This window comes from Pantoea sp. CTOTU50773 (assembly GCF_032082325.1).
Lineage (GTDB): Bacteria > Pseudomonadota > Gammaproteobacteria > Enterobacterales > Enterobacteriaceae > Pantoea > Pantoea communis.
The window spans coordinates 1-25,435 of record NZ_DAMDQC010000057.1; the positions used below are offsets into that span (position 1 = coordinate 1).

Consider the following 25,435-nt stretch of genomic DNA (forward strand, 5'->3'; position numbering starts at 1 on the left):
CAAAACCCTAGGCCAGCGCGCCGGTAGCGCGGCACAGCCCGATCCGCAGCACATCTTCCGCCAGACGTTTGGCTGTCGCCACGTCCTGCACGTTCCGCTTCACCAGCAGCTTGCTGAGGCAGCCTTCCAGAATCAGCTCAAGCTGGTCCGCCACCATCGTCGGATTATCCAGCCCCAGCTCAACCAGAATGCTGTGCGTGAAGTGCCAGGAAGCCTGCTTTTGCTGTTCTGCTAACTGATGTACGGGTTGGTCAGGCTGCGGATAGAAGCTGCAGGCGGCGATAAACAGGCAGCCGGGAAAGCGGCCTTTGTTCACGTGCTCACTTAACACGTCGTAACGCGCCAGCAATTTTTGTTGGGCTGTGAGATGTTCATTGAGCTGTATCTGGCGGCGCCAGCTGTCAATCTGCTGACCGTGATAGCGCAGCGCGTCATACAATAATGCGTCACGGTCGGGCCAGAAACGTTCAAGATGTTCTGCATCAAGTCCGGTCTCACCGGCCAACTGCTGCAGGGAAGTGGTGGCGGCAAGGCCGCTTTGCTCAAGCACATTCAGCGCATGCTCAAGAATCTGTTCACGTTGCAAGTGACTCTCCTCTGGAGTGCGGGCCCGCTCGCGCACGAACGGGCAGTGTCCTGCAACCAGTGTCGTTTAACGCGACAGTTTGTGCAAATGCGCGCGGAAGTCGGCAGCGTTAAGGAAACCGGTGACGCGTGAGTCAGGGATTTCTTTGCCTTGCGCATCAAAGAACAGAATGGTGGGCAAGCCTAATACCTGTAAATGCTGCAACAGGGCGTTATCCTGCGCGTTATTCGCGGTGACGTTGGCTTGCAGTAACTGCACCTGACTCAAATCGGCACGCACGCCTTCATCGCTGAAGGTGTACTTCTCGAACTCTTTGCAGGCGACGCACCAGTCGGCGTAGAGATCGACCATGGTAATGCGGCCTTGTGCCTGCTGTAGCGCGCTATCCAATTGTGCGCTGCTGGCAATGGTTTTGAACGGCAGATGCGCCACAGACTCCACGCTGGCGCTACTGCCAAAAGCCCAATCCTGCAGCGGGCGAGCGGCCACCAGTGCAGCAGCGAGCATGATGATTTGTAGAATGCGCCATTTGCCATTAGCGCGCAGGCTGAGACTGAACGCCCAGGCAAAGAACGCGACGCCGAGCAGGCTCCACAGACGCAAGCCCCAGACATCGCCGATGATCCGCTCCAGTAAGAACACCGGCAGCGCCAGAATCACAAAGCCAAAACCTTCTTTGACGCTTTGCATCCACGGCCCGCTTTTTGGCAGCAGCTTATTACCAAACATTGTGACCGCAATCAGCGGCAGGCCCATACCGAACGCATAGAGCCACAGCGTGCCTGCACCGGCCCACAGGTTACCGCTTTGCGCGATATACAGCAGAATGGCACTCAGCGGCGCGGTGGTGCAGGGTGAGCAGATCAATCCCGCCAGTGCGCCCATCATAAACACGCCCGGCAATGAACCGCCTTGCTGACGATTACTCCACAGTGTCAGGCGCGTTTGCAGACTGGAAGGCAGTTGCAGTGAGAACAGGCCAAACATTGACAACGCCAGCACGATGAACAGCGCTGACAGGCCAATCAACACGTAAGGATGCTGCAGCGCCGCCTGGAAACGTAAACCTGCGGCGGCCACCACCATGCCGAGCACGGTGTAGGTCAGCGCCATCCCTTGCACATAGACCATCGCCAGTGCGAACAGGCGTCCAGCAGAGTAGCGACGCTGGCCACCGAGAATGATGCTGGAGATCAGCGGATACATCGGCAATACGCACGGCGTGAAGGCAACGCCGATGCCAATCAGCAGCGCCCACAGCGGTGAAAACGGCAGTGGCGTACGCTGTTGCGCAGGCTGCGCGTTAACGGCGGTTGCGTCGTGATTGGCAGCAACCGGAGTGAGCGGCACTGAGCGGGTTTCGGGCGGGTAGCAGAAACCAGCGGCCGCACAGCCCTGATAGGTCACCGTGAGCGTGGCACCGGACTCAGCCTGATGCAGAGTGATCGGCACCTGTAAATCCTGCGGATAGATTTCGCTCTTGCCGAAGAACTCATCTTCATGCGGCTGTCCTGGCGGCAGAGCGAGCGGTGCCATCTGTGCTTTTTGCGGCGTCACATGAATCTGCTGACGATAAAGGTAATAGCCGTCCTTCACCTTCCAGCTCAGTGTGAGTTGGTTGCCCTGCTGGCTGAAATCGAAGCCAAATGCCTGATCCACCGGCACAAAGCGGCTGTTATTGTTCGGTGAGAAGATATTGGCCTGTGCTGAAAAGCAAAACAGCAATGCGAGGCAAAGGCCCATCAGGCGAGAAAGTCGTGCAGCCATGAGGATGTAATCAGCTCCGGTGGCGAATGAGCCGCGATGATAGCACGGCCGCCTCGCCACGAGGTTTTCAGGATGTAACGGCGCTACAGAATCAGGCTACCAAACAGGAAGCCAAACGCCACGGAGAAGGCAATCGCCAACACGCCGGGAATGATAAAGCAGTGATTAAACACAAACTTGCCGATTCGGGTCGAACCGGTGTCATCCATTTCTACGGCTGCCAATAAGGTGGGATAGGTCGGCAACACGAACAGGGCTGAAACGGCGGCAAAGGAGGCAACGGCGGCGAGAGGGGATACGCCAAGCATGAGGGCGGCAGGCATCAACGCCTTGGTGGTCGCTGCCTGTGAATAGAGCAGGGTAGCAGCGAAGAACAATATTAACGCCAGCATCCACGGGTAGCTCTGCAGCATGTCACCCGCAGCGGTTTGAATCTCACTCAAATGCGCTTTGACAAAAGTATCGCCCAGCCACGCCACACCCATCACGCAGATACAGGCGCTCATGCCGGATTTGAAGGTGCTGGCGCTAAGGATTTCGCCGGTATCCACTTTGCAGGTCAGACAAATTAAGGTGGCGGCGGTGAGCATAAACACCACAATCGCTTCGTTACGAGGCAGCACTGGGTTACTTATTAATCCAACGCTGTCGCTGATCGCCGTGGCGTAGAGCACAACTGCCGCTATGCCGATCAGGAATAGCCCGACCGCACGTTTGGCGCCAGGCTTAATGTCATAGACGCGTTCTCCGCGCAGTGTGACTTCACCTTTGGCTAAGCGCGCCTGATACACCTCGTCTTCTTTTAACTCTCTACCAAGAAAGCTGGTGATCACGGAGGCACAGAATATCGCGGCCATCGTGGCTGGGATCGATACGCCCAGCAGCGCCAGATAGCTGACACCGCGCGGTTCCAGAATCGACGCGAAGAACACCACTGCAGCAGAGAGCGGCGAAGCGGTAATGGCAATTTGCGAGGCGACCACCGCAATCGACAGTGGGCGTGAAGGGCGTACACCTTGCTCTTTGGCCACTTCAGCGATGACGGGTAGCGTCGAGAACGCAGTGTGTCCGGTGCCCGCCAGCAGCGTCATCACATAGGTGACGAGTGGGGCGAGGAAGGTGACGTAACGCGGATGACGGCGCAGCAGGCGCTCGGCCAAACCGACCATGTAATCGAGTCCGCCTGCAATCTGCATCGCGGCAATTGCGGCAATCACTGCCATGATAATTTCGATCACATCGAAGGGAATCGCGCCCGGCTTCATGCCGCAGAACAGCGTCAACACCAGTACGCCCAATCCGCCGGCAAATCCAATTCCGATGCCGCCTAGACGTGCACCCAGCCAGATCGCCAGCAGGACAATCAATAATTCCACTAACACCATTCATTCCGCTCCTGAGCCGTGGGGGAAATCTCGACTCTTAAAGTTGTAGCCGCCAATAAGAAAAAAGCACGCCGTATTGTATACAGGCGTGCTTTTGGCAACTTGATCCGGAACGGATTACTGTTCGTTTTCGTCGGTGTAGCGTTTGGCTTTGTAGGTCGGATGCATCAGGTTCTGGATGGAGAAGATGTCATCCAGTTCCGCTTCGGTCAGCAGACCGCGCTCCAATACCACTTCACGTACGCTCTTGCCGGTTTCCGCACAAATCTTGCCGACGATATCGCCATTGTGGTGGCCGATATACGGGTTGAGATAAGTGACGATACCGATGGAGTTGAACACGTAAGCTTCACATACCGCTTTGTTAGCCGTGATGCCGTTGACGCATTTTTCCAGCAGGTTGAAGCAGGCGTTGGTCAGAATGCTGATCGACTCAAACAGCGCCTGGCCAATCACCGGTTCCATCACGTTCAGCTGCAGCTGACCCGCTTCTGATGCCATGGTCACGGTAATGTCGTTGCCGATAACCTTGAAGCACACCTGGTTCACCACTTCTGGCACCACCGGGTTCACTTTGGCTGGCATGATTGATGAACCGGCCTGCAATTCTGGCAAGTTGATTTCGTTCAGACCCGCACGTGGGCCGGAAGAGAGCAGGCGCAGGTCGTTACAGATTTTGGACAGTTTCACCGCCAGACGTTTCAGCGCAGAGTGCACCATCACGTAAGCACCGCAGTCAGAGGTTGCTTCAATCAGGTCTTCTGCCGGGACGACAGGCAGATTACTGACTTCCGCCAGACGCTGAACGGCCAGCTGCTGATAGCCATCCGGGGTGTTGAGGCGAGTCCCGATGGCCGTCGCGCCCAGGTTTACTTCCAGCAGCAGTTCTGCGGTGCGCAGGATGCTGCGGGTTTCTTCATTCAGCAGCACGTTAAACGCGTGGAATTCCTGGCCCAGCGTCATCGGTACGGCATCCTGCAGCTGGGTACGACCCATCTTGAGGATATTCTCGAACTCGACCGCTTTACGCTGGAAGCCTTCACTGAGCTGGCTGATGCCGTCCAGCAGTTTCAGAATTGAAGCGTAAACCGCAATACGGAATCCGGTGGGATAAGCATCGTTGGTCGACTGACACTTATTCACGTGATCGTTAGGGTTGAGGTACTGGTATTCACCTTTTTGGTGGCCCATCAGTTCCAGACCGATGTTTGCCAGCACTTCGTTGGTGTTCATGTTGACCGAGGTGCCCGCGCCGCCCTGATAGACGTCAACCGGGAACTGATCCATGCATTTACCGTTATTCAGCACTTCATCACAGGCCTGAATAATGGTGTTTGCGATGTTGCGAGGGATTGTTTGCAGCTCTTTGTTGGCGAGCGCGGCTGCTTTTTTGACCATCACCATACCGCGGACAAATTCCGGTATATCACTGATTTTGTTGTTACTAATGTAGAAGTTCTCAATCGCACGCAGAGTATGAACACCGTAGTAAGCGTCTGCCGGAACTTCGCGCATGCCTAACAGGTCTTCTTCGATACGAATGTTGTTCGCCATGATTACCTTCTTATTATTTCTGCGGTGTCACTGCCGGGCGACCGGGATGGTCGGGCGGCAATCACTGTGCAGGTGAAGCAATTATATTGTCGTGGATTACCAGCACCGACATTTTATCCATCTTCGGGCTGGCGGGCACGATCATATTCTGTTGTTACAGAATTGTTTGTGCACAGATCACTTTACGGGCATTTACTGGCCCAGCGGTAATAACGATATGTGATGTAGTTCGCAATTTTAAGTCAGTGGGAAAAATTTGGCAGGATCGGTTGAAATCGCGGGTTGAGATGCCCATCTCTATCAATACGGTCAGACAGACCATCCCTTTCTGCTGCCTGGCAAGAAGCGAGGCAGCCCTACTCACAGGAGATATCGGTGCGCTGGATACCGTTCGTGATTTTTTTTGTTCTGGCCTGGATTGAGATCTCAATTTTCATTCAGGTTGCACATGCCCTCGGCGTGCTGCTTACCATGCTACTGGTGATCTTCACCTCGTGCATCGGTGTGTCGCTGGTGAAAAACCAGGGTATGAAGAACTTCCGTCTGATGCAGGAGAAGCTGGCGCGCAATGAAAGCCCAGCGGCGGAGATGACCAAAAGCGTTTCACTGATTATTTCGGGCTTCTTACTGCTGTTGCCGGGCTTCTTTACTGACTTCCTCGGTTTGTTGCTGCTGTTGCCTCCGGTGCAGAAACATCTGACGCTGAAATTAATGCCGCATCTGCGTGTGTGGCGCGGACCCGGCGCCGGGCCGGACAGTGGCTATACCATGGATGGCGAATACGAGCGTAAAGATCAGGATCAAATCGGACACGATAAAGATCGATAAGAAGAGAAGGGCGGCGAGAGTCGCCCTTTTTGCTGTCTTTTTCGTCAATGGTTACAAAAACGAAAATTTTTTATTTTTTGCCCCTTGAAAGCCTTTTTTAGTGACCCTATCTCTCTCTCCACGAGGCCGGAAGCCATGCAGTCCGGTTCAACCCAAAAAACTGAATGATTGGACTTCTCAAAGGAGAGCTACCAAATGAAAATTCGTCCGTTGCACGATCGCGTGATCGTCAAGCGTAAAGAAGTTGAAGCTAAATCTGCTGGCGGTATCGTTCTGACCGGCTCTGCAGCTGGCAAATCAACCCGTGGTGAAGTTCTGGCTGTGGGTAATGGCCGCATCCTGGAAAACGGTGATGTTAAGCCGCTGGACGTGAAAGTTGGCGATCTGGTTATCTTCAGCGAAGGCTACGGTGCCAAAACTGAGAAGATCGATAACGAAGAAGTTCTGATCATCTCTGAAAGCGACATCCTGGCGATTGTCGAAGCGTAATTACGCGTAATTCACTGAACGAAACGAATTTAAGGGACAATTGAAATGGCAGCTAAAGACGTAAAATTCGGTAAGGACGCTCGCGTAAAAATGCTGCGCGGCGTGAACGTACTGGCAGATGCAGTAAAAGTTACCCTGGGCCCGAAAGGCCGTAACGTGGTTCTGGATAAATCTTTCGGTGCACCGACCATCACTAAAGATGGCGTGTCCGTAGCGCGTGAGATCGAACTGGAAGACAAGTTCGAAAACATGGGCGCGCAGATGGTGAAAGAAGTTGCCTCTAAAGCGAACGACGCGGCAGGCGACGGTACCACCACCGCAACCGTACTCGCTCAGGCTATCGTGAACGAAGGCCTGAAAGCTGTTGCAGCAGGCATGAACCCGATGGATCTGAAACGCGGTATCGACAAAGCGGTACTGGCTGCAGTAGAAGAGCTGAAAGCGCTGTCCGTTCCGTGCTCTGACTCCAAAGCTATCGCTCAGGTAGGTACCATCTCCGCTAACTCCGACGAAACCGTCGGTAAACTGATCGCGGAAGCGATGGATAAAGTTGGTAAAGAAGGCGTGATCACCGTTGAAGACGGTACCGGTCTGGAAGACGAACTGGACGTAGTTGAAGGTATGCAGTTCGACCGCGGCTACCTGTCTCCGTACTTCATCAACAAGCCGGACACCGGTGCCGTTGAGCTGGAAAGCCCGTTCATCCTGCTGGCTGACAAAAAAATCTCCAACATCCGCGAAATGCTGCCGGTTCTGGAAGCCGTAGCGAAAGCTGGCAAACCGCTGGTCATCATCGCTGAAGACGTTGAAGGCGAAGCGCTGGCGACCCTGGTGGTTAACACCATGCGTGGCATCGTGAAAGTGGCAGCGGTTAAAGCACCTGGCTTCGGCGATCGTCGTAAGGCGATGCTCCAGGATATCGCTACCCTGACCGGCGGTACCGTGATCTCCGAAGAGATCGGTATGGAGCTGGAAAAAGCGACTCTGGAAGACCTGGGCCAGGCGAAACGCGTGGTTATCAACAAAGACACCACCACCATCATCGATGGCGTTGGCGAAGAATCCGCAATCCAGGGCCGCGTAGCTCAGATCCGTAAGCAGATCGAAGAAGCGACCTCCGACTACGATCGTGAAAAACTGCAGGAACGTGTCGCTAAACTGGCTGGCGGCGTGGCAGTAATCAAAGTCGGTGCGGCTACCGAAGTTGAAATGAAAGAGAAAAAAGCACGCGTCGACGACGCCCTGCACGCAACCCGTGCTGCGGTTGAAGAAGGCGTGGTGGCTGGCGGCGGCGTAGCGCTGGTTCGCGTTGCGGCGAAACTCGCTGGCCTGACCGGTCAGAACGAAGATCAGAACGTCGGTATCAAAGTTGCGCTGCGCGCAATGGAAGCGCCGCTGCGTCAGATCGTTTCCAACGCCGGTGAAGAGCCGTCTGTTGTGGCAAACAACGTGAAAGCAGGCGACGGTAACTACGGTTACAACGCAGCAACTGAAGAATACGGCAACATGATCGACTTCGGTATCCTGGACCCAACCAAAGTCACCCGTTCTGCACTGCAGTACGCGGCTTCCGTGGCTGGCCTGATGATTACCACCGAGTGCATGGTGACCGACCTGCCGAAAGGCGACGCGCCTGACTTAGGTGCTGCTGGCGGCATGGGCGGCATGGGCGGTATGGGCGGCATGATGTAATCGTGCGCTCTACGGCATAAAAAAGCAGAAACCCCTGGCCAGCAATGGCTGGGGGTTTTTCTTTTGGCGCGCTTTTTAGTATAAGGCTTATACATAAAAATCATTTAAGCTGCATCAGAGCGGCAAGCACCTCCGTTTCGGTAGCGACCTGGTAAGCGCAGCCGGGGAGGGAATGAACGCGGCTCATGCCGACGCAGTTTGAAGGATGACAGATTTACATCCGGGCCAGTGCGTCCAGCTCATCGATCATGGGGAATAACATGCAGGTAAAATATTTAGCAGGGATTGTCGGCGCAGCCTTACTGTTGGCAGGTTGCAGTTCCAGCAATGAATTAACCTCTGCCGGCCAGAATGTGCGTTTCGTGCAGGAGAAGCCGGGCGCAGAATGTCAGCTGTTAGGGACCGCGACGGGTAAACAGAGCAACTGGCTCTCCGGCCAGAATGGCGATGAGGGCGGTTCCATGCGCGGTGCGGCGAACGCCTTGCGTAACCAGGCAGCAGCAATGGGTGGCAACGTGATTTACGGCGTCAGCAGCCCGACACAAAACCTGTTGTCGAGCTTTGTACCTACCGACAGCGAAATGAACGGCCAGGTTTATAAGTGCCCGAACTGATGCGTGACGCCTCTCTCTGCGAGCGCAGAGAGAGGCGTGGTCGTTAGATGAGGATCAGGCGTTAAGCTCCGCTTTCTTCTCCAGATAGAAGGCGTGCAGAGGACGCAGGCACTCTTCCAGACTGAGCATTCTTCCCGGCTGGGAAGGGATGACAGTACTGAAGATCTGGCATGGCGCCAGCTCCGCGTGCATCGCCTTGAGCTTGGGGCTTTTCTCGATAATCCGCGTCACAACGTTATTTTCCAGTTCTGATAAATGCGGCGCGCTGGTTTTGACCACCGCTCCGGAGACAATTTTCTTGCCTTCGTCTGTCTCGCAGCAGTACAGCACGCCCAGATAATGGGAAAACAGGTTTAGCTTCCAGTCTTCGTGTGAGTATTGCTGGTAATCGATATTGGGCTGAGTGGTTAAGTCGACGGTATAGCACATTAAAAAATCCATATTTGAACTTAAATACTGAACCAGTTCCTGGTCGCCGACTGTTTTTAATGCTTGTTGAATACCGATAATTAATGCTTCGATTTGCAGATCGTCAATACATAAAGTACTAATTTGTTCATCCTGAAATACAAGAATTAACGTTGACTGTGTTTCGCCAGGTTTGAGCGTAATGGACATGATTCGCCGCTCAGGGGATGGTTGCTGTATTTCAGCCGTCTCAACCTGAGGAATATTGGCAACAAGTGCCTCATTATACGTGATAAGCTCATCTTTATAGGCCTCTCCCTGGTTTTCAAGCCGCTGGAAAATCACAGCCATTCTGCTCTGCAGTATCAGGAGCAGATCAGCTAGCACCGGTGCCTGAAGATAGTAAATCTCGCAAAAGCCATTTTCCTTCTTAACTTTCAGCAGCAACGCTAAAAATCGCTCTTCAAAGGTAATTCCTGCGGTATTAAAACCTATAAACGTTCCTTGCATATTCTTCTCCTTTATTAAGCAGTAGTCACCGACTTCGATTGTGAGAGATCGATAACACGATCGGCGGATGCAATGGTCGATGGTCGATGCGCGACGATAATGCGGGTGATACTTAGCGCTGAAATAGACTGATTGATAACCGACTCATTTCTGAGGTCAAGATGGCTGGTAGCCTCATCCATGAATAAAATACTCGGTTTGCGATACAGTGCGCGGGCGATCAGGATACGCTGCTTTTGCCCACCTGAAATACCCAGCCCAAGTTCGCCGACAATGGTTTCGTATCCCATAGCCATCTTCATAATTTCATCATGAATGTTGCACCGTCTGGCACACTCCATCACAAAATCAAGATCGGCGCTATCATCGAAGCCACTTATATTATCAATAAGGGAGCCGGAAAAGAGACGGTCTTCCTGGAGTACGCAGGCGATACCAAGACGATAGTTATTCAAACCAATCTTTTTAATCTCCAGATTATCCGCCAGTATTTCGCCGGAATCCGGCGAGAGCAGTCCGCACATAACTTTTAATAGTGTGGTTTTCCCTACGCCAGATGGGCCAATTAACGCAACTGATTCTCCAGGAGCAACGGTTATGTTCAAATTTGTAAAGATGGGTTGTGAAAAAGGATCGTATTGATAACTAAGATTTCTCACTTCAAGTTTTACGCCAGTGTTTTCCGTAAAAACACGCCGCGATGGAAGTTCTTTTTCTGGTTCACTAAATGCTATTTCTGATAGACGTTCGTTGTGCAGTGAGAGCATACGAAGTTGCATCACCAAATCAATGAGATTCGATGCACGTTGAGAAAACTGACCCCGATAGGCGTTAAATGCCATAAACATACCGAGCGTCATCTCATTATCAATTACCATAATGGCACCCAACCACAGTACCACTACCTGATCGATTGAGGTGATAAAGGTATTAATGCCACCAAACATCATATCGAATCGAGTTTGCTTTATACCTGCATTGCTGGCGTCAACGTTAAGATTCAGCCAATGCTGTGAGCGACGTTCTTTTAAATTCAGTGCTTTGATCGTAGAAATGCCATAAAGTGACTCCATAAAGTGGGAGTTAGCACGTGCGCCTTTGACGACCTGTTCTTCCGTTACGCGACGATAAAAGCTATAGGTAGCAAAGCGCATAATCGCATAGCAAATGGTAAAGCCGATGACGACCCAGACTAACCAACCACCATATAAGGTCAGCATCACCAATAAACCGATTGTCATTATCGAGTCGATGATGCCGGTAACGATACTATTGGTAAATATTGAGCGAATCGTATCCAAAGACGAGAAGCGAGACTGAATATCACCTAAATGCCTTTTCTCAAAAAAGGATAATGGCAAACTTGTCAGATGATCGAATAACGTCGTTTTCCACTGAATATTTGTCAGGGTATTTAACGTTAACGACGTCCATGCACGTAGCATGCTAATAAACGTGCGGAATAGGGTAAAAAATATCAACCCGATACAGATAACAGACAGTAAGCTTTGGTCGTGAGCCATAATCACATGGTCAGTGACTAGCTGTGTACCAATCGGTAACAGGAGTCCGATAGCTTCTACCACTACAGAGTAAGCAAAGATCTTAATCAGTGCTGATTTTAAACCAACAATTTTATGCATTAAATCCAGCAATCGTAATCGGGATTTTGCTTCTTCTTGCTGGAAGTTATGATCGGGCCAAAGTTCAAGCGCTACACCGGTAAAATTGTTTGACATCTCATTGATGCCAATGATTCTTTTACCCAACGCCGGATCGTGAATAACAAATCCGTTTTTCCTTACCTTTGTAAGAACAACGTAGTGGTTCATCCCCCAGTGGATGATGCAGGGGAGTTTAAGCTGCTTTATTTCATCAAGGTCAAGAGCTAACGCCCGGCTTTTTAAGCCGGCATGCTTTGCAGTTTTGCTTAGAGACATTAGTGAGGAGCCCTGGGAGGGGCTACCAAACCGCTGACGGAAATTAAACAGATCGATATTCAACCCATAAAAACCACAGACCATTGCCAGACAGGCAATTCCACATTCTGATGATTCTGACTGAAGAATAACGGGCGTTTTGTTAACAAGAGAAAAATTTAACTTTGCAACAACAGTTTTGAAAAGTTCGTTAGTCATGGATCGGCCCAGTAATGCTTTGAGTTATCTTATACACAGGGGTAAACATCCACATATAGAGCGGACGCTCTTCCAGGAATACAACAGCTTGAGCCTTGAGGCCATTTGAAAGCGAAAGCGTTTTACCATTATATTCAAAGGTTTTGTTTTCAATTTTCACAATGGTCTTATAGAGCGCCAGTTCCTGCTGGTTTGTGCCGTTCGTAACATTGGTATACTCAGACATTTCTTGTCGAGATGTGGGAACAGAAGATATTGAAAGTATTTTTCCCGGGAATTGACCAAATTTATCTGATGGGAATGCAGCATAACGAATGTTAATTTCATCCCCAGGTTTTACATAAGGTATACTATTGTTAGGTAACCATAAAATAAGATAATACTCTATATCACCGGTAGGTTTTATCTGTGCTAGACTGCTGCCTTTATCAACCATTTGGCCTTTAGTGACGGTCAATGATTCAATACGGCCTTCAGTCGTTGCTTTAATAATAATGTTACCGTTTGCGTTTGATTCAACCAGTTGATTTTTATAATCATTAATCTGGTTTTCTTGTGACGAGATTTGATTGTCAAAATCAGCTATTTTTGTAATTTTATCACTATTGAGCTGAGTGACCTGCGATTCCAGTTGCATTTTCTGACTCACCAGAGACTGGTAAGTGCTTTGTTGTTGAAAATACAAAGAGTGTTGATAGTTATATTGGTCTTTGGTAATCAGTCCGTCACTTAAATACTTATCATAGCTGGATAGATTTTCATGCATTTTCTTTAATCCAGCCTGGGCGTTAGCCAACATGCGATTAGTTTCTTTTAACGAATCATTGATTGTTTTTAACTGCTTCTCTAAAGAAATGGTTGTTTCTTCTTTATTATGATTCAGTTTTGAAATGATATCTTCAGCATTTGCGATCTTTTCATTAATGACCTCTATTTGTACCGCACTAACATTACCCGTTGTGGTGTTCCGGGAAATGTCGATCTCATATAACGGCTGGCCTTTGGTCACAATATCGCCGACTTTTACATATTGGGAGATAACAAAGCCTTGCTGCGGGGCATAAACGTTGACAGAGTGAGGTAGAGTAATGACCTCTCCCTGAACGTCGATTCTCTGGGTAAAGGAGCAAAATACTGTGGTGGCTATCAGGATCGCAAGAAAAGCAAAAGAGAGTAATGCAACAAGCCATGCTGGAAGCCCTGCGAGCAGCAGTGCCTTTCCTTTCCAGTGATGCTTTTTATACTCAATCGCTTCCTTGCGATAGATTTTTTTTAACATAGTTATCGCTTAAATTATAAAATGAAAAGGCCCGATACGTCAGGCCTTAATTACTAATGAATGCTTGTCAACAAACTGTTGAGCTAATCATTGGCGCGTAAACTTAGTTGCTCCAGAAGTTCAGGGTGCCGTCATAAATAGCATCCATTACGCCCTGAGCATAATCCAGAGTCATATCCCAGCCAACGATACCCGCTGCAATACCAAAGCAAACGCCACCGAGAATAACCCCGGCGATCATCCCTACACCCTGGCCGATTGAGCCGATACCGAAGATACCGCCACTTACGCCACCCCAACGTCCGGCGTACGCTGTACCAAAAATAGCGCCCAGAGAGGCGCCCAGTGCGATAGCGCCAACTTCTTTTGCGGCCCAGGTGACGATATCGGTAAGAGTATCGGTCAGCGCACCGCCAGAAATTTCTTCCATTTCAAATACAGTTAATTGGTGCATGATTAGTCCTTTAACTAAAATTAAAATTATATATTCATTCCAGACCAGAATTTGGTCCGCAGAAAAGATAGTCGTTGCTGTAGTATGAATCAACTCAACTAAATATGAATTGTTGATGAAATTAGAGGTTAATAGTGAATCAAATCTAAACTATTTATAGGTTCATAAAACAGTAACTAATTCAGCAGGTGGTGGCACGCAGCTATTATCGATGTGCTGCAGATATATTGATTTATTCTTGCATTCATATATGACATTTTTTTGGTTGTTGACATAAAAATAAAAAAGGTGGATGTCATTATCCACCTTTTGTAGGGGTATGGAGGTTATACTTTTACTCTTCCTGTATGACAACTTCAAGCATAGCTTTTACATGACCGGAAGAGACTTCAGCGCTATTGTCACTCATGCGATAATAGTCGGCGGTGAAGGTAAAGTTTTGTGATGCCTGTGCCTTGGCGAAGCTATAACTTTCGGCGTCGTAAAATATTATAGGCTTGTTGTCAATTTTGAAGATAACGCCAACGTTATTTGCGGCTTCGGTTCCAGTTATCATGTTATCGATGATCCCATCCCCGGCAGAACTGGTGCCATTAACAGGGTTAAACCAGTAGTAAAGCTTGTTGCCAACTGAACCTTGTGGGCAAGTCACATCCATTTTGATAGTTTTTTGTGATGGAGTTGTACCTCCTCGAGAAATGGACATTAATGTGTTTTTTTCAATTTTATTCAGGGTGATTTGGCTAGGCCCTGATACTGAAATATCGCAAGAGGTATCTTTATATGAAATAGTCTTGAACTTCAGGGTTGCTGTTAACAAAAGGCGGTCAGCTGCCCTTGGGTTGGTGCTTAAGTTACCTGCTGAGAATTTAAATACCGGGTTTGTACTGGTGCCGGATGTATCGATGACCTGCTTTGTTTTAATTAACCATACCGTCATAAATTTATAATCTTCATTCGATTCTAAAATAGGTACGATTGTAGATTGAGCAACAGCAGGATTAATAGAACCATTTTTGCTGCTCAGAAGATCTGAAAACTGAAAGCCAATTCCATCTATGCCGGTTTCATAGACTGGTTTGCCCCTTATACCCGTGACGCCGGTAACTTCCGGTGCTGTTGATTCAACAATATACTGGTCTCCCATTATTTTGCTGCACTCAAATGTTTTATAATGTCCGGTACCGACTTTTTTAGTATAGAGGACTGTACCCACCGGAATTGTTGGGTCTGTTGCGATTTTAGGACTTATGTTAAACATTGCTTGTCCAGCGGAACCAGAATAATCGCATTTGGCAATTACCTCGCTACAACAGCATAGTAGGGATAAAAAAAGAAGTATTTTTCTCATTCTTTATTGTTCCTTGGTCAATATTAGCGACAAACCGTTTCGATTTGACTGATGCCAGACGCTTTGCCTTCCCTGGCTGGTAAAGTAAATGAAGCGTTACATTGCTGCGCTGCGCTTTTGCCCCACTGGACGTTAAGGATCCCGGTCTCTTGCAGGCCGGACATATAGACCATCCCGGCGTCGCTGACGATACTTGGCTGCGATTTGCTGTCGCCGGCGAGCAGAACCATTGCGCCATAAGGCACGTCCTGGCCGCTGGCGGTTTTCAGATGCACAAAGGCCCGCTGGCCGATATTGCCGTCATAATTAGCACGCACGATGGCACCACGGGTCGGCACGACGCTTTGCGTAGTTTCTGGAAGCTCCATATCTTCACCCAGTGAAGTGCTGTCAAGGGTGATGTCGGTACGACGGTAAGGTGTAACGTACGGGACGATAGCGTAACCGCGATAGTCGGTGGAGATGGTGTTATCGTTGGTCAACTTGACGTTATCCAGGCCCGGCGCTTTAACCAGCACGGCGGCGTCAGTGATGTCCTGGCCAAGTGTAATGCCATCGGCATGAGCGACGATGCTGCCGTTGGCGCCGTAGTCAATACGTTGGCTGTTATTGTCATAGCTATAGCCGGCATTAAGGCTGCCGCGGGCACCGTTATAGGTCCCACGCATATCGCCGCTGTAATATTCCCGGTTGCTGTACCCTTGCTGCAGGCTCCATTCCAGGCTGTCGTTATCTAGCCCGACGCCACCAATGGAGACCGACTGATCGGTAGATCCCGGATTGCTGTTGGTTAATTGATAGCTGGTATAGGTACCCGGCAGCCAGTTGCTCAGCGGTAGCGTCACCGTCAGGGTGATGCGCTGATCGTCCTGGGCATCCTTACCTGAGTTATTTCCGCTCCAGGTGTAGCGGTTATAGCTGTAGCCCAGATAGTAGTTCACATTACGGAAACCGCCGTTGTAACCTACGCTAATTGACTTGTTGGTTCGCTTATCGTCCCAGTAATCTTCAATCAACCCGCTTATCGACAGGCTACCGAGGCCTTTACCCAGGCTTTGGTTAACCGTCAGGTTGGTGCGATTGCGCAGTGAGCGAGAGGTATAATTACCGTCATTAGAGTAGCTATCCAGCACCTCCGAGAGGGTATTAAAGCCGCGGGTGGAATAGCGGTAGCCCGCGATGGTGACATTGGTGCCAGTTTCGACAATGTTTTTACCATAACGGACCCGCCAGGACTGTCCTGAGGTCTTTTCATCGTCTTTCTTTTTCGACCATGCCTGGGTGACGTCTGCCGAGGCGGCGCCAAGCTCGCCCAGGTTATAGCCGAGGCCCGTCGACAGCGCCTGGTAGCGCGAGGCCGCCTGCATACCGCCATAAAGCGTCAGGCTGCTGGAGACGCCATAGGTCGCGGTGGCCTGAGTAAATGGCGTTTCATCGACTCCACCATCGTAAGGACGATATTTACCGGAAGTAATCTCATACTCCAGTTGATTTTCACGCACCATGACCGGTAGGGTGGCGAACGGCACAACAAATTCTTGCTTGGATCCGTCGGACTCTTCCACGCTGACGTAAAGGTCGCCGCTACCGCCGCTCGGGTACATATCGGTGATTTCAAATGCCCCGGGTGCCACGTAGGTCTGGTAAACCTGGTAGCCGTTCTGTTTAATGACGACGCGGGCGTTGGTTTTGGCGATACCGCGAATAATCGGCGCATAGCCGCGCATACTTTCCGGCAACATCGTGGTATCGGTGGCCAGCTGAATACCGGTAAACGGCACGCTGTCGAAGATGGTTGAGAGCGATGAACTTTCGCCCATCACCAGGTTACTGTTGATCGAGCGAATACTTCGCTGCATATAGAGATAGGCGGAGTCCCAGTCCCCGGCATCGCTATTGTTTTTATTCCATGTGCTGAGGTTGCGGATACGCCATGGGCCAACGTTGAGGCCAGACTGCAGGTTCAAGCTGTAGTATTCATCATTGGCCTGCATGTCGTTCGAGCCGCTGAACTGGTAGTTCACCAGCAGGGCGTTGATGCCATCATCAAACTGATCCGGTGGGATATATCCCTGCGCGGTGGTGGATAAGGCCGCCTGCGGAATAGAAATATTTAAGCGCTGGGCGGTAAAGTCAAAATCCGCTTTGGTGTCCGGAATGACAGAAAAGTTTGCACAGCCGTTTTGATCCTCGGCTAACTCTGGAAAGGATTTTATCCTTACGCCATATTCCGCGAGAGCTTTTAGACTCAGGCAGGGAACCAGAGCGGGTTCGCGGTTATCGCTGCTGGCGCGATTGTTGGCGACAAACTTTATCGTCCTGGTATCCAGGTAGCGGCCATTAAACATGATATCGACCCGATAATCCCCCGGCGCCTGCGCGTTCTGGGTCTGAAATACGGATAAGTCAGGAGTGGTTGATGGATCGCTACCATTCAATGAGCTAATGAATGAGGGATCGGAAAAGTCACGTGCTTGCGCTTTATTATTCAAACCAGAAAGCAATGCCGGAAGCATTGCAAAGAAGATGGTGGATAGTTTGAATAATCCATTATTCTTATTTGGCATAGACACATCCCTATAATGATAAAATAAATTTCTTATTACAGCGATGAGGAGTAGAGCGACCCAGCTCCGCCATAATCATTGACAACTTTCCAGGTAATGCTGGAGGCATTAATATTTTCTTTTAACGTCACTTCTTTAGTCGTCATCGGGGCGACCGAGTTGACTTCCGGCTTCACTTCTTTGCTGCCAATCTGGATGCTATGGAAATAGAAGAAAAAGGGCGTTGGATTTTTGATCGTCAGCTTAGTGCCAGACTTTCGCCATTCGAGCTTTTTCGCTTCCGTATTAGGGGAGAGGTCGAAAAGTGCTTTAGGACGATAGACCAGACGCATACGGTGACGGACTGCTAGTTGAATGGTGTTGTTATTCGCTTTGGCATCATCTGCCGGAGGAATCGCCATCACGTTAAAATAGTACATGGATTCCCGGTCGGTCGGCGCATTAACGTTTCCGTTAGAAAACAGACGAACCGTATTCTGTTGTTTCCCTTCAAGGCGGAACAGCGGCGGCGTGGCCATAAAAGAGGGCGCTTTTCCTGCCGGCGCTTCAACCCAGGATTTAATCAGATAGGGAATATCATCTTTATTTTCTATTTGCGCGGTGATTTCACGTGCGCCTTCTTTATACAGATAGCGGGTGGATCCCACTACAATACCGGCATGGGCAATACTGCTGAGGAGTAATGCACAGGAAGCGGTGAAAGTTAATAAAGTCCTGAACATGTTTTTTCTCTGAATGCAAAAAAGGGCCCGCCGTGAAGCGGGGCCCTTTGGGGAAAAATTAGATGGTGTAATCGATAGTAAAGGTCGCAACACCTTTAACCGGGCCTTCGGTGACCGGAGTAGCAGAGTTCACTTTTACATAACCAGTGGTGTACTTCAGCTGAGTACCGGTAGTAGCAGAGTAGCTTTCGGTCATGGTGTCAGAACCGTCGAAGGCTACGCGATGTGAATCGCTGAGACGCTGGATACCGATACCGATACCGGTAGCGCCGCCAGCTGCGGTGTTGTCCAGGATGGTTTTATCGCTGGAGGTGACACCGGCAACGTTTACAGTCAGGCCGGTAACCGGGTTAGCGCTGCCCTGTGCGCAGTCAGTAACTTTAAAACCGAAGTCCTGAGTTTTGAACAGAGTACCTGCAGCTTCAGCATTTGCTTCCGCAGTGGTCACAGTGATCAGCTGAACGATACCGTTGTTCAGGGTACCAGTCGGAGTCACGACGCAAGAGTTAGCTGCATCAGAGACTTCACCCAGTACAGTTACCTGAGCGGTGTTGGTTGCCATTGCCTGAGCACTCAGCACTGCAGATGCAGCGACCATTACAGCTACGATTGTCTTTTTCATTTAATTAATCCATATATAGATACTTAGTCCTGTGTAGAGTTGATAACAGTTATCAAGGGAATGGAGTATGCATTCGCATTGATATTGAAAATAAGCGCCAGCATTCCTTTATATAGTGCTGAGACAAATCATCCTGTTGAACAACGCTACCATATCGCTTGCCATAGCGAACCATGGAGAAGCGGGAGTAATTTAAAAGTCTGGTGCAAAAAATGCTTGTGAATTGTTGATGAAGCACCTGTGAATTTAATGCTGCCCCCCTCTCTGATGAGATGTGGATTCCAGTTGAGATTAATTTAATCTGAAAATCTGACCATTAAGCAAGTTAGCTATCGCTTGTTTTTTTATCTGCGGTATCCTGTGGGCTGAACTTCAATGTGAAATGTACCTGTTTTCATCTGAAACAAGAATGTTCACATAATCGTTTGGTTGAAATCATTTGATTTTATTATGGATAATAGGGTTACGTGGGGCAAGGATATGGATGACGCAGTATTATTTAATGGGTGTATAATTAATCAGGAGATTATATTTAATGCCAATATGAATGAGCTGCGGCCGCTTGCCGGGGACGGGGAGTGCATCAGCCTCAATGCGCCAACCGCCAGATGCTTGCTGCTGCTTTTGCAGAATTGCGGCAAAGTCATTTCACGGGATGAGTTCCTGGCGGCTGTATGGGAAACACGGGGGGTGGTCGTTTCGCAAAATACGTTCTATCAAAATATCTCTTTGCTGCGAAAATCGCTGGTAAAAGCTGGGCTATCTGAGGATATCATTATCACCGTCCGGCAAAAAGGCTTTAGCGTCGCTCCGAATACATTGGTCATTCCTCTCTCTGATGAAGAGTGCAAGAATATGAATCGGGTGACATTAACGCATTATCAGAATAATAAAGTTGTCGACTTTATTTCTGAAGAAAAGGAAAAGCCTGACACTCATTTAAATCTTCCACTAATAGAAAACTCATCAGAGCATGGCAGTGATTTGATGGCAAATAAACCGGAAGAAGGTGAAAAAGCATCTGAGCGGTTGCATGTTACTTTTAAAATACCCGTATGGTTAATCGCGCTAATTGTCGTGATGATTGTAATTAATATTATTGTGTTGGTCGTGCTAAACCGGTAGCTCGTCACAGCCAGGGGTTATAGCGCGGTGCGATAGTCATTTGCTGGTCACCTTAACACCCGTCTGTCGAAATCTTCCTATCCGAAGGTCTGCCAGAACGTCCTGGCAGACCTTCAGTTTATTAACGCTGCTTCAGCCCTAAATCCAGCGGCGTCTTGCTGGGTTCCCCGCCAATCTCGCGCGCCAGCTTCGGCACCATATAGCCGGAGATGAGGGTCAATAGTTCGCGCATGATTTCACGGGCTTCATCATCGCTGACCATGAAGTGCGCCGCTCCCTGCACCCGATCCAGCACGTGCAGGTAGTAGGGCATTACCCCGGCGTCGAACAGCGCATTACTGAGGTCGGCCAGGGTTTGCGCGTTGTCGTTCACCCCGCGCAGCAGCACGCTCTGGTTGAGCAACGTGACGCCCGCCTGACGCAGCATGGCCATCGCCGCGCGAAACTCACCGTCAATTTCATTCGCGTGATTGACGTGGTTAACCAGGATTACCTGCAGCGACGAACGCTGGAAGCGACTGGCCAGCGTCTCGGTGATGCGCGCCGGGATCACAATCGGCAGGCGGCTGTGAATACGCAGGCGCTTAACGTGCGGAATAGCTTCCAGCTGGGTCATTAGCCAGTCAAGCTCATGATCCTTCGCCATCAGGGGGTCGCCGCCGGAGAAGATGATTTCATCAAGCTGCGGATGCGCCGCGATGTAGTCCATCGCCGTCTGCCAGTTGCGCCTGGTGCCCTGATTTTCGGCGTATGGGAAGTGGCGGCGGAAGCAGTAACGACAATTTACCGCACAACCGCCTTTCACCAGCAGCAGGGCCCGGTTGCGATACTTGTGCAACAGACCGGGCACCACGCTGTGCTGTTCTTCCAGCGGATCGGTGGAGTAGCCGGGGGCGACGATAAACTCTTCCTCGGCGGTAAGTACCTGACGAAGCAGCGGATCGTTAGGGTTGCCTTTCTCCATGCGGGCGATAAACGCGCGCGGGACGCGCAGCGGGAACAGGCGTCTGGCCTCGCGTCCGGCCAGCAGTTTTTCATCAGCGTCTACATTTAAAAGACGCAGCAGTTCATCAGGACTGGTCACAACATTGGCAAGTTGCGTTATCCAATCTTCTCTGGATGGGGTATTTAGGGTTACAATATGCGCCATTTTGTGGCTTAGCTACCAGTTAAACAATTTCAGAGGGCCTTATGGCGACTTACTATAGCAACGATTTTCGTGCTGGTCTTAAAATCATGTTAGATGGCGAACCTTATGCGGTAGAAGCCAGCGAATTCGTTAAACCAGGTAAAGGCCAGGCGTTTGCGCGCGTTAAGCTGCGCCGTCTGCTGACCGGTACCCGCGTTGAGAAAACCTTCAAATCTACCGATTCCGCAGAAGGCGCGGACGTTGTCGATATGAACCTGACTTACCTGTACAACGACGGTGAGTTCTGGCACTTCATGAACAACGAAACCTTCGAGCAGCTGTCTGCTGACGCGAAAGCGATCGGTGACAACGCTAAATGGCTGCTGGATCAGGCTGAGTGCATCGTGACCCTGTGGAACGGCCAGCCGATCGCGGTCACCCCGCCGAACTTCGTTGAGCTGGAAATCATTGAAACCGATCCAGGCCTGAAAGGCGACACCGCGGGTACCGGCGGTAAACCGGCGACCCTGTCTACTGGCGCGGTGGTTAAAGTTCCGCTGTTCGTTCAGATTGGCGAAGTGATCAAAGTGGATACTCGCTCTGGCGAATATGTATCCCGCGTGAAGTAATTTCGCGTCATGATGACCGGCGTAGCCTCCGTGCTGCGCCGCTCTTTTCGTACAGTCACAACGAGCACGATACATGAAGCGCAGCGTTAAACTCCTGGTGTTACTCTTTCTGAGCAGCGCGCTGTTGGCTGGCTGCAATACCGCCCGCGGTGTGGGTGAAGATATTCAGGGCCTGGGCCACGCTATCTCTCACGCTGTGAGCTGAATTTCCCTGCCGTTTCGTTGATGGCGCTTGCCTCCCGGTATGTCAGCCTCCTCCACGCATACTCCTTTTCTCTTAAAAATCGCAAAGATCCCTTCATCTTTGGACGGTTTGTCTATGCTTATAGGGCATGAAAACAAAACTGACACTAAGGATGACATTATGGTGAAAAAAACGATTGCAGCGTTCTTTACGGTTTTGGTCCTCTCTTCAGCACTGACCGCTTGTAACACCACGCGCGGTGTCGGTGAGGATATTTCAGACGGCGGTAACGCAATCTCTGGCGCGGCAACCAAAGCTCAGCAATAAACGCCGTCAACGGTACGGTTTAGCGCCGTACCGTTCTTCACTTCTCTCATTCCGTTGGATATACTCACCACGACTTTTCATCCACCTTACGGGACGACCCGTAAGCGTTTCTCATCCGGGGACGGCCCCAGCAAAGGAGCCTTATGTCCTGGATAGTATTGTTTATCGCTGGCCTGCTGGAAGTGGTGTGGGCCGTCGGCCTGAAATATACCCATGGCTTTAGCCGCCTGGTTCCCAGCGTTATCACCATCGTGGCGATGGTGGCCAGCATGGCGCTGCTCTCATGGGCGATGAAAACCCTACCGGTAGGTACCGCCTACGCCGTCTGGACCGGGATCGGCGCCGTGGGCGCCGCCGTGACCGGTATTGTGCTGTTAGGGGAATCCGCCAGCGCCATGCGTATCGCCAGCCTTGTTTGTATCGTGATCGGCATCATTGGCCTGAAGATCAGCGCGCACTAATCATAGCGCTGATTGACCCAGACCAGTTTGCCGACATCAAAGCCCTGTCGGGTGGCAATGTCCAGCATCTGCTGCCTGACCTCCGGGGCGATGGTCGGCGCCCGGGCCAGCAGCCAGAGATAGTCGCGATCGGGGCCGCAGACCAGCGCGTAACGATACTCCTTATCCAGAGCAATGACGTTATAGCTGCCGTAGAAAGGGCCGAAGAAGGAAATCTTCAGCGCGGCGCGGCTGGGCTCCCCGGTAAAGTACGCTACCCCGTCCGTTTTCTGCCACATGCCGCGGTCGGGGTTATAACCTTTATTCACCACATCCAGACCGCCGTCATCACGTGGGTGCCAGGCGATCGTGACCTTTTCCAGACCGCTTTCAAAAGGGTGGTCAAAGCGGGCGATTTCATACCAGGTACCCAGATAGCGCTGAACGTCGAAGGGACTGACCACGGTGACGCCCGGCGGCGGGGCGGGCGTGCTGCAGGCGACAGACAGGAACGAGACGGCAATCGCGGTGATTATCGGCAGGATACGCATGGCATGCTCCTTGCTGGCTTTTAAGCTAAGTGTAGAGTCCAGCAGGGAAAAGGCGGCAAGATTTTTCTATGAAGCGAGCCCGGTAGCAGAAATGCGACCGGGCTCTTGCAGGATCAGATAAACAGTACGCCAACGAGGGTGATGACGCTGAGGATTGCCGCCAGGCCGTAGAAGACCCATTTACCGTTTGGCACATGGATTTTCAGATCGTGCATGGCGTGGTGAATACGATGCAACCCACACCACAGCGGCAGGACAATCATCAGAAAGATGAACGCGCGGCCGATAAAGCTTTGGGCAAAGGCCAGCACACGCTCATAGTTGAAGGCGTCGGCCGGGGCGAGCCCAAGCGGCAGCAGGATGCCGACCAGCAGCACCATCACCGGCGCGACGATCGCGCCCCACATGCCGCCTGCGCCAAACAGCCCCCAAAATACGGGTTCATCGGAACGTTTCGGATTGGGATTAATCATCTCAGCCTCCTTACAAGAACAGGGCGACAAACAGGATCACCACGGTGACCACTGCCGTCACCACCCAGAGCCCTTTAATGACCGGCTCTGGCCCCATTTTTTCGCCTTTGATGATGACGTTGGCTGCTTTCGGCGCCAGCTCAAACCAGGTTTTGGTGTGCAGCAGCGCCGCCGCCAGGGTAATCAGGTTGAGGATCACCACCACCGGGTTTTGCAGGAATCCGATATATCCCGCCCAGCTCTCGGCGCCGTGCTTGAGGGCAAATAGCCCATAAATCAGCACAATGCTAAACCATACCGTCGGTACCGCCGTGCCTTCCCGTACCATGTAGAAGCGATAAAACGGCAGCTTTTTCCACCAGGTGGAGGTCATTGGCCGCACGTAGGGTTTGCGTTTCGTCGTCATAATGCACTCCTTAGCGTGGTTTCAGGGTGGCGATAAGAAAGTCTTTCGAGCTTTCCACCTTGCCCTGCTGGATCGCGGCCGCCGGGTCGACGTGCTTCGGACACACTTCCGAGCAGTAGCCCACGAAAGTGCAGGTCCAGACGCCATTCTGGCCGTTAAGCTGCGCCATGCGTTCCTTTTTACCGTGGTCGCGGCTGTCTTCGTTATAGCGGTGGGCGAGGGTGATCGCCGCCGGGCCGATAAATTCCGGGTTCAGGCCGAACTGTGGACAGGCGGCATAGCACAGCCCGCAGTTGATGCAGCCGGAAAACTGATGGTATTTCGCCATCTGGGCCGGGGTCTGCTTGTTTGGCCCCTGGTCAGGCGTGCGGTTATTGCCGATGATATACGGCTTAATGGCTTCCAGGCTTTCGATAAAGTGGGTCATGTCCACCACCAGATCGCGCTCGATCGGGAAGTTGGCCAATGCCTCCACCTTGATGCCTTTGGTGTAATCGCGCAGGAAGGTTTTGCAGGCCAGCTTCGGCACCTTGTTGACCATCATGCCGCAGGAACCGCAGATTGCCATTCGGCAGGACCAGCGGTAGCTCAGGTCTGGCGCCAGGTTGTCTTTGATGTAGCCCAGCGCGTCCAGCAGCGAGGTCTGTTCATCGTAAGGCACGTCATAGAATGCGCTGTGCGGTGCGGTGTCGACCTCCGGATTGTAGCGCACCACTTCGACTTTCAGGTTTTTCATCTCAGCCATGGGTGGTCTCCTTCTTCTCAGCCGCGTCCGCTTCTGCGCCATAGACACGTTTTGCCGGCGGCAGCGTGGTGATCTTCACATCGCCATATTCCAGACGGGTAGTGCCATCGGCCTCGCGGAAGGCGAGAGTGTGCTTGAGGAAGTTGACGTCGTCGCGTTCGGTACAGCCTTCATCCAAACGCTGGTGCGCCCCGCGCGATTCTTTACGGGCGATGGCCGAGTGCGCCATACATTCGGCAACGTTTAAACCGTGCCCCAGCTCAATGGTGTAAAGCAGATCGGTATTGAACACGCTGGAGTTATCAGTAATGCGCACGCGCTTAAAGCGTTCCTGCAGTTCAGCCAGCTTGTCGATCGTTTTCTGCATCAGCTCCGGCGTGCGGTAGATGCCGCAGCCTTCCTCCATCGACAGCCCCATTTCATCGCGAATTTTCGCCCAGTTTTCGTTACCTTCCTGGTT

General features: G+C 51.1%; 26 protein-coding genes and 1 pseudogene. 9 read left to right on the top strand and 18 right to left on the bottom strand.

Features of this window, described 5'->3' with window-relative positions; all coding sequences use genetic code 11:
* Positions 1–7 precede the first annotated feature (7 nt).
* From dicD to aspA, 4 genes are all read right to left on the bottom strand, one after another.
* Positions 8–586, bottom strand: a complete 579-nt coding sequence (gene dicD, locus RT340_RS11175) for a division control transcriptional repressor DicD (RefSeq protein WP_313375996.1) — start codon at positions 584–586, stop codon at positions 8–10.
* A gap of 66 nt (positions 587–652) precedes the next feature.
* Positions 653–2,353: a protein-disulfide reductase DsbD gene (locus RT340_RS11180; RefSeq protein ID WP_313375998.1), complete on the bottom strand. Its 1,701-nt coding sequence runs from the start codon at positions 2,351–2,353 to the stop codon at positions 653–655.
* Between the two features lie 83 nt (positions 2,354–2,436).
* Positions 2,437–3,738, bottom strand: a complete 1,302-nt coding sequence (locus RT340_RS11185; protein ID WP_313376000.1) for an anaerobic C4-dicarboxylate transporter — start codon at positions 3,736–3,738, stop codon at positions 2,437–2,439.
* Positions 3,739–3,855: 117 nt separating this feature from the next.
* Positions 3,856–5,292, bottom strand: a complete 1,437-nt coding sequence (gene aspA, locus RT340_RS11190) for an aspartate ammonia-lyase (RefSeq protein WP_007886584.1) — start codon at positions 5,290–5,292, stop codon at positions 3,856–3,858.
* Positions 5,293–5,667: 375 nt separating this feature from the next.
* On the opposite strand from aspA, the gene RT340_RS11195 reads away from it, so the two are divergent.
* From RT340_RS11195 to RT340_RS11210, 4 genes are all read left to right on the top strand, one after another.
* Complete coding sequence (locus RT340_RS11195; protein ID WP_097119018.1) at positions 5,668–6,120, top strand: FxsA family protein; 453 nt, start codon at positions 5,668–5,670, stop codon at positions 6,118–6,120.
* A gap of 195 nt (positions 6,121–6,315) precedes the next feature.
* Positions 6,316–6,609 (top strand): co-chaperone GroES, encoded by a 294-nt coding sequence (locus RT340_RS11200; RefSeq protein ID WP_021507766.1) that lies wholly within the window; start codon positions 6,316–6,318, stop codon positions 6,607–6,609.
* A 45-nt stretch (positions 6,610–6,654) separates the two neighbouring features.
* On the top strand, positions 6,655–8,301 hold the full coding sequence (gene groL / locus RT340_RS11205) for a chaperonin GroEL (protein ID WP_313376004.1): 1,647 nt from the start codon (positions 6,655–6,657) through the stop codon (positions 8,299–8,301).
* A 260-nt stretch (positions 8,302–8,561) separates the two neighbouring features.
* Positions 8,562–8,915 (top strand): DUF4156 domain-containing protein, encoded by a 354-nt coding sequence (locus tag RT340_RS11210; RefSeq protein WP_004152419.1) that lies wholly within the window; start codon positions 8,562–8,564, stop codon positions 8,913–8,915.
* A 54-nt stretch (positions 8,916–8,969) separates the two neighbouring features.
* Here RT340_RS11210 and yjeJ read toward each other — a convergent pair whose 3' ends face one another.
* The 8 genes from yjeJ to RT340_RS11250 all read right to left on the bottom strand — a co-directional run bounded on the left by yjeJ (position 8,970) and on the right by RT340_RS11250 (position 18,966).
* The gene (gene yjeJ, locus RT340_RS11215; RefSeq protein WP_020804230.1) at positions 8,970–9,833 is read right to left on the bottom strand and encodes a YjeJ family protein; all 864 of its coding nucleotides are present in this window, start codon (positions 9,831–9,833) and stop codon (positions 8,970–8,972) included.
* A 14-nt stretch (positions 9,834–9,847) separates the two neighbouring features.
* Positions 9,848–11,971, bottom strand: a complete 2,124-nt coding sequence (locus RT340_RS11220; RefSeq protein WP_016831378.1) for a peptidase domain-containing ABC transporter — start codon at positions 11,969–11,971, stop codon at positions 9,848–9,850.
* Positions 11,964–13,250 carry an HlyD family secretion protein gene (locus RT340_RS11225; protein ID WP_020804223.1) on the bottom strand — a complete coding sequence of 429 codons (1,287 nt, stop codon included), beginning with the start codon at positions 13,248–13,250 and terminating at the stop codon, positions 11,964–11,966. The genes RT340_RS11220 and RT340_RS11225 overlap by 8 nt, the downstream gene beginning before the upstream one ends.
* A 103-nt stretch (positions 13,251–13,353) precedes the next feature.
* A complete protein-coding gene (locus RT340_RS11230; RefSeq protein WP_004177746.1) occupies positions 13,354–13,704 on the bottom strand; it encodes a hypothetical protein in 351 nt (116 codons plus the stop codon).
* 334 nt (positions 13,705–14,038) lie between these two features.
* Entirely contained in the window at positions 14,039–15,055 is a 1,017-nt protein-coding gene (locus tag RT340_RS11235; RefSeq protein ID WP_032410687.1) for a fimbrial protein, read from the bottom strand.
* Positions 15,056–15,078: 23 nt separating this feature from the next.
* Positions 15,079–17,622 (bottom strand): fimbria/pilus outer membrane usher protein, encoded by a 2,544-nt coding sequence (locus RT340_RS11240; protein WP_032410689.1) that lies wholly within the window; start codon positions 17,620–17,622, stop codon positions 15,079–15,081.
* 35 nt (positions 17,623–17,657) lie between these two features.
* Positions 17,658–18,344, bottom strand: coding sequence for a molecular chaperone (locus tag RT340_RS11245; protein WP_004177740.1), 687 nt, complete (start codon positions 18,342–18,344; stop codon positions 17,658–17,660).
* A 58-nt stretch (positions 18,345–18,402) separates the two neighbouring features.
* A complete protein-coding gene (locus RT340_RS11250; protein WP_004177738.1) occupies positions 18,403–18,966 on the bottom strand; it encodes a fimbrial protein in 564 nt (187 codons plus the stop codon).
* Positions 18,967–19,446: 480 nt separating this feature from the next.
* Between RT340_RS11250 and RT340_RS11255 the strand changes: the two genes are divergently transcribed.
* Complete coding sequence (locus tag RT340_RS11255) at positions 19,447–20,091, top strand: transcriptional regulator (RefSeq protein WP_313376015.1); 645 nt, start codon at positions 19,447–19,449, stop codon at positions 20,089–20,091.
* A gap of 121 nt (positions 20,092–20,212) precedes the next feature.
* Here the strand turns inward: RT340_RS11255 and epmB are convergent, their stop codons facing one another.
* Positions 20,213–21,241: an EF-P beta-lysylation protein EpmB gene (gene epmB / locus RT340_RS11260; protein WP_002885500.1), complete on the bottom strand. Its 1,029-nt coding sequence runs from the start codon at positions 21,239–21,241 to the stop codon at positions 20,213–20,215.
* A gap of 41 nt (positions 21,242–21,282) precedes the next feature.
* Between epmB and efp the strand changes: the two genes are divergently transcribed.
* The 4 genes from efp (at position 21,283) to sugE (ending at position 22,821) form a co-directional block, all read left to right on the top strand.
* Positions 21,283–21,849, top strand: a complete 567-nt coding sequence (efp, locus tag RT340_RS11265; protein WP_002885506.1) for an elongation factor P — start codon at positions 21,283–21,285, stop codon at positions 21,847–21,849.
* 73 nt (positions 21,850–21,922) lie between these two features.
* Complete coding sequence (locus RT340_RS11270; protein ID WP_002885511.1) at positions 21,923–22,054, top strand: entericidin A/B family lipoprotein; 132 nt, start codon at positions 21,923–21,925, stop codon at positions 22,052–22,054.
* Positions 22,055–22,213: 159 nt separating this feature from the next.
* A complete protein-coding gene (ecnB, locus tag RT340_RS11275; protein ID WP_002885518.1) occupies positions 22,214–22,360 on the top strand; it encodes a lipoprotein toxin entericidin B in 147 nt (48 codons plus the stop codon).
* A 143-nt stretch (positions 22,361–22,503) separates the two neighbouring features.
* A complete protein-coding gene (gene sugE / locus RT340_RS11280; RefSeq protein WP_002885521.1) occupies positions 22,504–22,821 on the top strand; it encodes a quaternary ammonium compound efflux SMR transporter SugE in 318 nt (105 codons plus the stop codon).
* Here the strand turns inward: sugE and RT340_RS11285 are convergent.
* The 5 genes and pseudogenes from RT340_RS11285 to RT340_RS11305 all read right to left on the bottom strand — a co-directional run.
* Positions 22,818–23,351, bottom strand: coding sequence for a lipocalin family protein (locus RT340_RS11285; RefSeq protein WP_002885523.1), 534 nt, complete (start codon positions 23,349–23,351; stop codon positions 22,818–22,820). The two genes, sugE and RT340_RS11285, sit on opposite strands and share 4 nt — an antisense overlap.
* Before the next feature lie 113 nt (positions 23,352–23,464).
* Positions 23,465–23,824, bottom strand: a complete 360-nt coding sequence (gene frdD / locus RT340_RS11290) for a fumarate reductase subunit FrdD (protein WP_020804231.1) — start codon at positions 23,822–23,824, stop codon at positions 23,465–23,467.
* Between the two features lie 10 nt (positions 23,825–23,834).
* Positions 23,835–24,230, bottom strand: coding sequence for a fumarate reductase subunit FrdC (frdC, locus tag RT340_RS11295; RefSeq protein ID WP_020804225.1), 396 nt, complete (start codon positions 24,228–24,230; stop codon positions 23,835–23,837).
* 10 nt (positions 24,231–24,240) lie between these two features.
* Entirely contained in the window at positions 24,241–24,975 is a 735-nt protein-coding gene (gene frdB, locus RT340_RS11300; RefSeq protein WP_004177729.1) for a fumarate reductase iron-sulfur protein, read from the bottom strand.
* Positions 24,968–25,435, bottom strand: a pseudogene (locus RT340_RS11305) (succinate dehydrogenase/fumarate reductase flavoprotein subunit); the annotation flags it as partial. The gene frdB and the pseudogene RT340_RS11305, both read right to left, overlap by 8 nt.